Source organism: Chitinophaga sp. CF418 (assembly GCF_900142925.1).
GTDB lineage: Bacteria > Bacteroidota > Bacteroidia > Chitinophagales > Chitinophagaceae > Chitinophaga.
The window spans coordinates 522,894-535,215 of the sequence record NZ_FRCN01000003.1 but is presented as its reverse complement, the minus strand read 5'-3'; the positions used below and the strand labels follow the sequence as shown (position 1 = coordinate 535,215).

The 12,322-nt window shown below is 46.2% G+C and carries 7 protein-coding genes; all 7 read left to right on the top strand.

The annotated features are described in order from the left end of the window. Nucleotides 1–7 precede the first annotated feature (7 nt). The 7 genes from F3I09_RS09770 (at nucleotide 8) to F3I09_RS09740 (ending at nucleotide 12,297) form a co-directional block, all read left to right on the top strand. The gene (locus tag F3I09_RS09770) at nucleotides 8–4,183 is read left to right on the top strand and encodes a PKD domain-containing protein (protein ID WP_149694847.1); all 4,176 of its coding nucleotides are present in this window, start codon (nucleotides 8–10) and stop codon (nucleotides 4,181–4,183) included. Between the two features lie 24 nt (nucleotides 4,184–4,207). After that, nucleotides 4,208–5,215, top strand: coding sequence for a PorP/SprF family type IX secretion system membrane protein (locus tag F3I09_RS09765; RefSeq protein WP_149694846.1), 1,008 nt, complete (start codon nucleotides 4,208–4,210; stop codon nucleotides 5,213–5,215). A 38-nt stretch (nucleotides 5,216–5,253) separates the two neighbouring features. Next, a complete protein-coding gene (locus F3I09_RS09760) occupies nucleotides 5,254–7,035 on the top strand; it encodes an OmpA family protein (RefSeq protein ID WP_149694845.1) in 1,782 nt (593 codons plus the stop codon). Between the two features lie 36 nt (nucleotides 7,036–7,071). Then, complete coding sequence (locus F3I09_RS09755; protein WP_149694844.1) at nucleotides 7,072–8,103, top strand: type IX secretion system membrane protein PorP/SprF; 1,032 nt, start codon at nucleotides 7,072–7,074, stop codon at nucleotides 8,101–8,103. Nucleotides 8,104–8,177: 74 nt separating this feature from the next. Continuing rightward, nucleotides 8,178–8,732: a hypothetical protein gene (locus tag F3I09_RS09750; RefSeq protein ID WP_149694843.1), complete on the top strand. Its 555-nt coding sequence runs from the start codon at nucleotides 8,178–8,180 to the stop codon at nucleotides 8,730–8,732. Nucleotides 8,733–8,840: 108 nt separating this feature from the next. Then, nucleotides 8,841–9,422 carry an RNA polymerase sigma factor gene (locus F3I09_RS09745; RefSeq protein WP_149694842.1) on the top strand — a complete coding sequence of 194 codons (582 nt, stop codon included), beginning with the start codon at nucleotides 8,841–8,843 and terminating at the stop codon, nucleotides 9,420–9,422. A gap of 262 nt (nucleotides 9,423–9,684) precedes the next feature. Then, nucleotides 9,685–12,297, top strand: a complete 2,613-nt coding sequence (locus F3I09_RS09740; protein ID WP_149694841.1) for an outer membrane beta-barrel protein — start codon at nucleotides 9,685–9,687, stop codon at nucleotides 12,295–12,297. Nucleotides 12,298–12,322 lie beyond the last annotated feature (25 nt).

Genomic DNA, 12,322 nt, shown 5'->3' with positions numbered 1-12,322 from the left:
TGGTTTTATGGAGAAATGGACATTGCTTTTAACCAGACAATTCTTTGCTTGCTATTGCTCTCCGCCTTATGGCGGGGGCACTGGCAGCAGGAAGTTGTTCCGCAGCAGCCTGACAGCTACACTGCTCATCCTGCTGACTTGTTTGCAAACCTATGGTCAGAACTTATCCAACAAAGGTAAAAGCTTCTGGGTGGGATATGGCCATCATCAGTTTATGGAGCCTAACAGGGGCAACTCGCAGGAAATGGTCTTGTACCTCAGTGCAGAAGAACCCGCAAATGTGACTGTGACAATAGATGGCACTACCTGGACAAGATCATACAGCATTCCTGCCAACACTGTTATCGCTACCGATCAGATACCCAAAACAGGGACCTTCGATGCCAGGTTGTATTCAGTGCCACCTGCTTTCGGTGGCACAGGAGGAGAGGGGCTCTTTACCAAAAAAGGGATCCATATTGTGAGTGATGTACCCATTGTAGCGTATGCGCACATATACGGATCAGCGTCTTCAGGTGCTACTATGCTGATGCCGGAAGAAACATGGGGCTACTATTATGTATCGTTGAACAGCCAGCAGAGCTATGATTTTGACTGCTTCTCCTGGATGTTTGTTGTAGCAAAAGATAATAATACCAGGGTAGAGATCACGCCGTCTGTACCGACCCGTAACGGTAAACTGCCCGGAGTGCCTTTTCAGGTTACATTGAATAAGGGAGAGATCTATCAGGTGATAGGTGCTTCCTTAGGCGGCATTGCCGGCAACGAAATGACGGGTACTACGATAAGGTCTATCGCTAACGCAAATGATACCTGCTTCCCTATAGCGGTGTTCTCCGGTAGTAGCCGTACAAGCATTGCCTGTGCCGGTAATTTCGGCTCCAGTGGGGATAACAATATTCAGCAGGTCTTTCCTTCCCAGGCATGGGGAAAACGTTACCTCACCGCACCTACTTCTACAGATAATACGGCTGGTAGTTTTATGACCAACCCTTACAAGGTGGTTGTGAAAGATCCTACAACGATCGTAAAGCGTAATGGTCAACAGCTAACCGGCCTCCAGAGCAATTCATTCTACGAATTTGAAAGTAATACGCCTGATTATATAGAATCAGATAAACCTATCCTCATTGCACAATATATGGCGTCTACCGGCGCCTGTCCTAACACAGGTGGCGATGGTGACCCCGAAATGGTATACCTCAGCCCAGTTGAGCAATCTATTAAAAGAATAGGTTTTTACAGGAATAACAGGGAAAGCATCCGGGTGAACTATCTCACCATGATCATTCCCACAAAAGGTACTGAATCACTGACGATTGATGGTGCGAAGAACGCATGGACCGTTACCATTCCGCATCCCAATAAACCTGGTTATTCTGTAGTTATAAAGAGATGGAATTCCAATCAGGCGCAGGCTATCGTACAAAGTGACTCTGCATTCACTGCTGTTACCTATGGTTTAGGCTCTGTGGAAAGTTATGGTTACAATGCAGGTACCCTCATTAATAACCTGAACGTAATAGGTGTTATTCATAATGAACAGGACACCTCCTCTTATAAGAACGAATTTACCTGTACCCAGACGCCTGTAGAACTGTCGGTGCTCCTGGCATACAAGCCGACTGCAATGCAATGGAACATCAGCAAGCTGGGCAACATGATCACGCCCAATGCTGATGTAACCCTCACTAATCCTCAGCCTACAGGTGAAGAACTCGTGAATGGCGTACCGTATTATAAATATACTTTACCGGGTACATATGTGTTCGGTACGATCGGCACTTACCAGATACCCATTACCAATACGCATCCGAGTATTGAAAAATGTGATCATAAAGAAGAAGTGAAGATCACCGTAGATGTTAAACGTAAACCAACAGCCTCTTTTAAGATTGATTTCACAGGTTGTACAATGGATACGGTTTACTTTAAGGCCGACAGCAGCGGCAATGGGTATAATATAGACCGCTGGAAATGGGTCTTTCCGGGAGCAATACAGGACAGTGGTGCATTGGTGAAGCGCAGGTTCCCGGTAGGACAACAGAATATTCAGCTGAGTGTGATCTCTAAAGAAGGATGTCTGGCAGATACCATTATTCCGATAGCAGTAGTAGCAAAACCAGTAGCCGATTTTACTACGGTGCCTGCCGCACTTTGTGAAGGTGGAGGCATTAGCCTGACGGACCAGTCCACTTATGGCGGCACTACTCCAGTGAAGAACTGGTACTGGAACTTTGGCAATGATACTACTGCGTCGCTTGATAAAGCAACCGCACAAACAGCACATTATTCCAAATTCGGAACATATACAGTATCGCATGTGGTGAAGGTGAGTGAGCTGTGTGTGAGTGATACGGTGAAGAAGCAGGTACAGGTCAATGCGAAACCGGTATTGGGTTTCACTTATCCGAACAACTGCCTGGAGGTAGATGGTCTTGTACAGTTCAACAGTACAACGACCGTACCTGATGGACAGGCTATCAGCACTTATGCCTGGAACTTCGGCGATGCCAATGCTACGCCGCAGAACCCCAATACTGCTGCTGTGGCCAATCCGCAACATAACTATACAAACTTCGGCACTTATAATATTAAATATACTGTTACCACTGCCAGGGGATGTACAAAAGATACTACGGTGTCTGCTACATTCAACCTGAAGCCCCGCTTAACATTCACAGCGCTGCCTGCAGTATGTGTGAACGACAAGAGAGTAATATCAGTGGCCAAAGGCAGCGTAACAAATGGAGTGACAGGAGCAGGTACTTATAAAGGTCCGGGTGTGTCTTCTACTGGTATATTCAGTCCGCTGGCTGCAGGAGCAGGTACGCACACTGTCTGGTATGTGTTTACCACACAGAGTGGCTGTACCGATTCTATATCTGCTACTATTACTGTACATCCGAAACCAGAACCTGCATTCGCTGCCAACGAGAATATCTGTTTGGGAGAGGCTGTGAATTTTGCTGATCAGTCAACTGTTGCCACAGGTAGTATTACTACCTGGAAATGGATCTTCGGAGATGGTAATAACGAAACACGGACAGATAATATTCCTTTTAACAAAACCTACACTGCCTGGGATACATACAATGTAAAACTGGTAACAATAAGTAATAATGGCTGTGTCAGTGATACTGCTTCAAAGACAATAGCAGTGCATGCAATACCCGTTACAGACTTTGGCTTGCCCGGTAGCATATGTATGCCGGAAGGTACTGCCAGGTTCACGAACATGTCTACCATTCCTGATAATGCCGGTCTGACCTATCAATGGGCTTTCGGTGATGGAGGTGTATCTACAACAGTATCTCCGGTTTACAATTACCGGACTGCAGGTGCATACACAGTATCATTGACCTCTACTTCAGTATATGGTTGTACAGCTACCAAAGAAAAGGTGCTGAATACATTCTTTACACAGCCGCAGGCCGATTTCACTGTTGCGCCGGATACATTGTGTCAGGGTGCTGACAATGTCTTCACAGACAGAAGTGCAGATGATAATGACGATATCGTTTCATGGGCATGGACCTTTGGCGATGGTAGCGGATCAACAGAAAGGAATCCGGTGAAGCGTTACAGTCTGCCGGGTGATTATCCTGTACAGCTGGTGGTAGCCAATGGTGCAGGCTGCGTATCTGAACCGTTCACCAGCAATGTAGTAGTGTACCTTCAGCCGGTGATAGATGCAGGACAGTCCTTCATTGTACCACAGGGCACCCTGGTAACATTTAACGCCACTGCCAATGATTCTACGGTACTGAAATTCCGCTGGTCGCCACCAACTGGCCTGTCTGATCCTACAGCGTTGAGACCAACCCTGCAGGCAATGGAAGACCAGGTATACACACTGACTGCAATTGGAGAAGGAAGTTGTACTGCTATGGATGAACTGTCGGTGAAAGTGTTCAAACCTGTAAAAGTACCTAACGCATTTTCTCCGAACGGCGACCAGATAAATGACAGATGGGAACTGACGAACCTGTCTGAGTATGCAGATTGTACGGTGGAAGTGTTCAACCGTTACGGGCAGCGTGTGTACTATTCGGAAGGTTATAAGATGCCATGGGATGGTACTTATAAAGGCCACCTGTTACCGCAGGCTACATATTACTATATCATAAAACTAAAGAATGGATTTGCACCACTGACCGGGTATGTGGTCATTTTACTATAACAACCTCTAAAAATATCGACCAAAATGAGAAATATACTATCTATCATCCTGGTATTGCCCTTTCTGATCTTCACAGGGAATACAGCAAAAGCGCAGACCGATCCGCATTTTTCCCAGTATTATGTGTATCCGTCATGGCTTAACCCGGCTTTAACCGGTGCATTTGATGGCCAATATCGTATTTCAGCCATCTATCGTAATCAATGGGGAAACATCAGCGATCCGTTTTCAACGTACGGTGTAGCGGCTGATTTCACCACAAACAAGCAGTTCAACTTTGGCGCCAGTGTACTGAACCAGAAAGCAGGCGACGGTGGTTACAACTATACCACTGCTTACGGAAGTGCTTCTTATACCGGTGTCCGTTTCGGCGCAGCCGGCACACACAGGGTAGTGTTTGGCTTACAGTTCGGCATGATCCAGCGTAAGTTCGATGCTTCCAAGCTCACCTTCGGTGATCAGTGGAACCCTATTACCGGTTACAATCCCGGTACACCCAGCGGTGATGCTTTCAGCAGAACATCATCTACTTCATTTGATGCCGGCGCCGGTGTACTGTATTACGATGCAGAGCCAGGAAAGAAGTATAACCTCTTTGGAGGGTTCTCTGTATCACATCTTACACGTCCTACCGATCAGTTCAGCAAGAATGGCGATGCCCGTTTCCCTATGCGCTTTACAGGTCATGCAGGTGTGAAACTGGCTATCACCGATGTGATCAGTGTAACGCCTAACCTGCTTTACCTGAGACAGGGCAACGCGGAAGAGAAGATGGCCGGCGCTTACGGACAGCTGTTTGTAAACCCTATGACTGATGTATTGCTGGGTGTGAACTACAGGTTCAAAGATGCTATATCTACGCATGCAGGTTTTACCTATAAGAACTTTACGCTTGGAGCAAGCTATGATATCAATACATCTGAGCTGAGCAAGATGGCCAGAGGTTCCAACAGTTTTGAACTGTCACTCACTTTCATTGGCAGAAAGCTTTTCAGGTCACAGGAAGTGGAGTTTGTTTGTCCGCGTCTCTAATATGAACCTTCATCCATCAAACGTATCAAAAGAAAAACATGAAACATATCTTTCTTACAGCAGTACTGTTTTCAGCAGTAACAATAAGCAAAGCACAGGTTGCTTATAATTACCTGAGGTCTGCTGACTATTACTACAAGAATGCAGAGTATAGTTCTGCTGCGCCGTATTACGAAAAATATCTGGCAGGTTCCAGGAAGATTGTAAGCGATGCAGCATACCGGCCTTATAACACGCAGCCTTCTGCGAAGAAATCACTGGCAACAGTAAGTAGCGAACAACAGGCTATCTATAAACTGGCAGAAAGCTATCGTCTGTTGCATGATTACAGCAAAGCTGTACCCTGGTATGCAGAGGCAATGGAATTTGATAAAGCAACTTTCCCGCTGGCCCCTTATCATTATGCAGTAGCCTTGCGGGCACTGGGAAGACATGAACTGGCAGAAAAGGCATTCACGTATTTCCTGGAATCATATACACAACAGGATACCTATCGCGAAACGGCACAAAGGGAATTGCAGAATCTCCGCTTCATCATTGCAGAGATGAGCAAGCCCGATCTGAATATGTACAAAGTAGAGAAAGCGCCTGAGGTGATCAATCCCATTGGCGCTAACTATGCCCCGGTATGGTTCAAAGACAGCGTGCTGGTATTTACATCCACCAGGCCTGAGAAAGGCGCAAAAGGACATGCCTTTGTAAACCGCCTGTACAGCGCTAACTACGCTTCCGGACAACCAGATACGGTAAGCCTTCTGGCGATTGCACAGCCAAAGGATGTTGACCAGGGAGTAATCGCATTGAGCCCGGATGGTAATACACTCTTTATGACTCGCTGGACAGTGAAACAGGGTAAGAAGAGTGCATCCATCTATAGCAGCAAAAAGAGCGGTGATACCTGGAGTGAGCCGGTATTGCTGGATACTATATTGAATGTACCTGGTTACAGTTCACAGCAGCCGTTTGTGACACCTGATGGCAAACGCCTTATCTACGCCAGTGACAGACCAGGTGGTGTTGGTGGCTTTGACCTGTGGGAAGCGGAACTGAACGGAGAAGGAACACCTTTCTTTACAAAGAACCTTGGTCCGGTGATCAATACAGCCTGGAATGAAGAAGCTCCCTATGTGCATGCTGCTTCCAATCTGCTGATATTCTCCACGAATGGTAGGGTAGGTATGGGAGGCTTTGACTTCTTCTACGCGAAAGATTCAGCAGGCGCCTGGAGCACACCGGTGAACTTCGGTTATCCTGTGAACTCTGTAAAAGATGATATGTATTTCATCAGCAAAGGTAGTAAGGATAACATCCTGGAAAATGTCTGGCTATCGTCCGACCGTGCAGCTGCCTGCTGTCTGGAGCTCTTCTCCTTACAGAAAGTAGTGCCACCACCACCACCACCACCAGCACCAAAACCGGAGCCGCAGATCATTGCGCTTGAGCCACCAACAACAGATGGTCCTATTGTATTAGAGAATATTTACTACGACTTCAATATGTCTTATCTGCAACCTGCATCTTTCCCATCGTTGGACAGGCTGGTAGCGATGTTGAAGAAGTATCCCGCTATCGTGATCGAACTGAGTGCACATACGGACAGCAAAGGTTCCAATGATCTGAATGAGAAATTGTCTGATGCCAGGGCGAAGAGTTGTGTGGATTACCTCGTAAGCCAGGGTATTGAATCCAGCCGTCTGCAGGCAAAAGGATACGCAGCAACGCGTCCGATAGCGCCGAATACAAATACTGACGGATCTGACAATCCTGAAGGCCGTGCGCGTAACCGCAGAACGGAGTTCAGGATCATCAGCGGCAGATAGTAAGCTATCCGCACACCACTTTAAAAACAAAAGCTTATGAAAAGAAAACCATTGTTGTTGCTGCTGATGTTGTTGTTATCGCAGGGAATTTATGCACAGCAACAGCCGCATTATACGCAGTACATTCTAAATCCATTCATCATCAATCCTGCTGTGGCAGGTATTGAGAATTACTGGGATGTAAAGGCAAGTCACCGGCACCAGTGGACCGGTCTGAATGGTGCACCGGTTACGACTTACTTAACCGTTCATGGTCCTCTTCGTAAAAGTGATTACCCACAGGCCAGTGTAACCGGTCTGACGCCTCCAGGTGAAAACCCAAGGGGTAGGGCTTACTGGCAGGAGTACACCACACCGCCTTCTCACGCGGGTATGGGAGTGACCATTCTGAACGACAGAACCGGCCCATTGAACAGATTTTCGTTCAGTGCTACATATGCGCATCACATTCCGCTGTCATCGCGTCTGAATGTGAGTGGTGGTATCTCCATAGGCATGCAATCCGTATCAGTAGACGCTGCTAAGCTGCAATTCCAGCAACCCGGCGATCCGGTGGTTGCTTCCAGTACATTGCTGAACAAGTGGCGTCCGGAAGTGAATGCAGGTCTCTTACTGTACGGTGCAGACTTCTATATAGGTGCGGCCGTCCAGAACATCGTTCCCCAGGAAATAGCCTATGATAATGGTAAAGTAGTGGGTGATTCTCTATACAGGGGAAAGCTGGTGCCGCACCTTTTTTTCTCGGGAGGCTACAGGCTTTGGATGAGTGATGATGTGAGTGTATTGCCTTCAGTGATGGTAAGGTTGATCACCGCAGCACCAGTCAGCTTTGATGTAAATGCTAAGTTCCTGTACAGGGACCGCTTATGGTGGGGGGCTTCCTATCGTATCAAAGACGGCTTTGCAGCCATGTTGGGCGTGAATATCAGCTCTACGGTGAATATCGGTTATTCTTATGACTACACTACTTCATCATTGAATACTGTCAGCAAGGGCACACATGAGGTACTCATTGGTTTTCTGCTGGGAAACCGTTACGGCGATCTCTGTCCGAGAAATAATTTTTAGCAGCCAGGATGCAATGACATGATTATAAATTTTTAACAAAACATCTTCATTAAACACTAACAAACAATTTACTTATGAAACGAATTTCCAGCTACTTCTTTGTCGCATGTATGTTCTCACTGATGATCGGTATCACTTCCTGTGGAAAGGATGGCGCTACTGGTCCTGCAGGTGCTGCTGGTGCGAACGGTCCAAAAGGCGATAAAGGAGATAAGGGGGACAAAGGCGATCCAGGATCTGCAAACATCACTTATTCAGATTGGATAGATACACAATTTGCACTGGATACAGCTTCAGGCGAATATGCATGGGGAGTGGACGTAGAAGCAATTAATGCTGAACTGCTGAGCACAGGTTTTGTAAAAGTATATTTCAACCTGTTTACTGCTGATCAGCCAAACATTTCATCTGTTCCTTATTTAGAGGGAGACCTGTATATCAGGGAAGTACTGACCGACGGTGGTTTACTGCTGTTCAGTAACTACAATGTAAGTACACAGACAATCAACGGTAACAAGAGATTCCAGGTAAGATATGTAATTGTTCCGGGTAATGTTGCTGCGCGTGGCAAGAACATCGACTGGAGCAACTATGCTGAGGTGAAAGCACTCCTTGGCTTTAAGAACTAGTTTACTAATGACCATCTCCATCAAAACCACATGTAAGATGGCTGCTTTATCCAGGGCGGCCGATTTTTTAAACTTCTTTATTGCCCGGTATTTTTAAAAAATAATGACATGAAAAGATATTGTGACCTGACAGATGAAGAACTCATAAAATTGTACAGATCCGGCAATGACCGTGCTTTTACGGAGCTTGTGCATCGCCACAAGAACAGGATCTTTACAACTATCATGCTGTTGGTAAAAGACCGATGCCTGGCGGAAGATATTTTCCAGGATGTATTCATCAAGATCATCAATGCCTTCAACGAAGGCCATTACCTGGACAACAGCCGCTTTATAGCCTGGGCTGTCAGGATAGCCCATAATTGCTGCATCAGCCATTTTCGTAAAAAGACTGCTGCTTTTGCCCTCATCTACAGGGATGAATTAGCCAACAATGATTATAGACACGTGGACAGCCAGGAGCACCGCATCATTACGCGGGAAACCCATGCTTCTGTACACGTACTGATCGACCGCCTGCCGGAAGCACAGCGTGAAGCGCTGATCTTACGGTATTATGCTGACCTTTCGTTTAAAGAAATCGCACAGACCGTTAATGTAGGTATTAATACTGCATTGGGAAGGGTGCGTTACGCTGTCATGAACATGCGTAAAATGATGGAAAGAGAACAAACACCTGAAGCTGTGTAAAAGCTCCTCCCGGGAGCTTTTTACCGGTTTTATCCCCATACCGCAGATATGATGCAGTCCAGCCATTTTTTTACTGGCCATCTCCTTAAAAAATCCTAAATTGAACAGGCAAGTAGCTTATTACTTTGGGATACTTTTGCATTTACAGGAATGCCCCGGAATCATGATTAGTTTATAGCCGTTTAGCCAAGTTAGCCAGTTAACCCGTAATCAACAGTATCCCCTTTTATTACAGGTCTGAAATGAAGCCCAGTTTTTTTATATGAAGAGGATTTTCCTGCTCATTAGTTTCCTTTGCTGTCTGCATACTCTGTTGGCACAGACTGTCTATAACGTATCAGGCACTATCAGGGACACAACCGGTCAGGAAATGATCGGTGCCAACGTGTGGCTGATAGCAGGCCGTGACACGATGCATACCATCGCCAATGATGCCGGTAAATTCATTTTCAGGAATGTACCGCAACCCGTGTTTACAATCCGCGTTTCCGTGATCGGATATGATACCTGGTATCGTGAATTCTCATATAAAGAAGCGGGTACCCAAATAGATCTGCCGCTTATAAAATTGTCCATCAAGACAAGTACATTGAAAGAAGTAGTGGTAAAAGGACAGGTGCCAGCCGTAGTTATCAAGGAAGACACTATCGAATACCGTGCAGACCAGTACCACCTGCGCGAAAATGCAGTAGCGGAAGATCTGCTGAAACGGCTGCCTGGTATGCAGGTGGACATGGAGGGTAATGTACAGACCATGGGTAAACGGATCACCAAAGTCAGGATCAACGGGAAAGACTTCATGATCACTGATATCAAAACCCTCACACGCCTCCTGCCGGTGGACCTCATTGATAAAATACAGCTCATAGACGACTATGGCGATCTGGCTCGTGCTACAGGCCGGAAGGTGGGAGAGCCGGAAAAGATCATCAATATCCAGACGAAAGCAGATCTTGAAAGGGTGTACCAGGCGCAGGCATTGGGTGGTGTGGGGAATGATGGCCGGTATAATGCTGCTGTATTGGCAAATTACTTCAGTGAGAAACAACAGCTCTCTATTAATGGTAATACCAACAATATCACGGCACAGGTGGGTAATACCATCACCTCCACCGGCAACATCAACTACCGGGGCAATTACTCCAAGGAATTTTCAGTGAATGTTGGTCTCATTGGCGGTCGTACCACCAGTGATATGGAATCGTTGAGTACTGTAAAAACAGTGACAGACGAAGGAACGCTTACCAGTGTGAATACCAGCAATAATAATAGTCGAAATGATAACTATAATATCAACATTGGTACTGAATATAAGCCGAAAGAAGGGGATATGGTCAACTTCAACCTGAACTATAGTGGCAACAAATCGTACAACAGCAGCATGACCAGCGCTATACAGAGTGGCTTACAACGTAAGGATCAGATCTCTACCGGTCTGAACACCAGTACTACGCCTGTTTTCCTGGCAGGCCTGTTCGCCTCCCACCGTTTCAAAGGACTGGGAAGAATTGTCTCCCTGGGAATTTATGCCAATACCACCAATAACAATAACCTGCAGGATGGTATTGACAGCCTGCGCTACTATAATCCCGACAGCACTATTGCAAAGGATTCTGTATTACACCAGCTGCTTGATAAAAAGAACAATACATTTACCGGCAATGGCCAGTTATCTTATGTAGAACCACTGGATTCTGTCAACAGTCTTGAACTGCGTTATTCTGTCAATTACAATCGTACCGATAACATACAGGAAACCCGCTGGGTTAATCCTGACGGCAAGATCAATGTGATAGACACGCTCAGCAATCAGTATCTCTACACGATGGTGCAGCACCAGGTAGAGCTGAACTTCCGCAGGGCAAAGAAGAAATGGGATATGACCTTCGGTCTGCGCCTGCAGCCGGCCAGTATGACCAGCAGTATGGCGGGTGGGGCCAACAAGGCGGTGGTGACCAGTAATAAACTGGTGCCTGTCTTCCGTATTCAGTACAAACTGCCCAAACAGGCAATGATGAGCCTCTCTTATGCGGGTAATGTGCTCTTCCCTACCTATCAGCAATTGCAGCCAGTACCAGATCTGACTAATGCGCAGTTCCCCATTATCGGTAACCCTGATCTGCGTCCCGCATTTGCGCATTCTGTATTCTTCAATTACCGCAATGCGGGAATGAATACCTTATTCGTCCACCTCTCCGGTAACTATACACAAGATAAAGTGGTGACGAATGTCTCTCTTGTGAAAGACAGTTTTAACACTGTTAAACAGGAAACCCGTTTCCTGAATACCGGCGGCGACTACAACTTCCGCTTTATCTATGGATGGTCTTACCGCCTGGCTGATGGTAAATATAACCTCTTCCTGGATGGAAACAGCTCTTACAACAATAACATCCTGTATATGGATAATGTCCGTAAAACAGGACAGAACCTGGTGCTAACGCAATCTCTGAGGGCGAATATGCTCAGGGAATGGGTGGAGCTGACCACCGGTGTAGCTTATACTTACAACAGGAATGTATATGTATTGCAGCAGAACAATATTACCAATATCAATACCTGGAATTTTAATCTGAACGGCAAGGTATATTTTCTGAAAACATTCAGCCTGGGAGCTGACCTTAATAAACAGCTGAACAGTGGCTATAGTGGAGCGTTGACTGCTAACCCGCTGTTGGTGAACGCTACATTGGAGAAGATGTTTTTCAAAAGGAAACTGACAGCCCGTTTGCAGGGGTTTAATTTACTGGATGAGACATCGAGGTTGTCGCAGACTATATCAGGGAATACCGTGACAGAGAATCAGAATAGGTTGCTGGGGAGATATTTTATGGCGACCTTGCAGGTTGACATGAGGCTGTTGAAGGGGAAGTAATCAGCATGTTATCATTGTCTGTTAA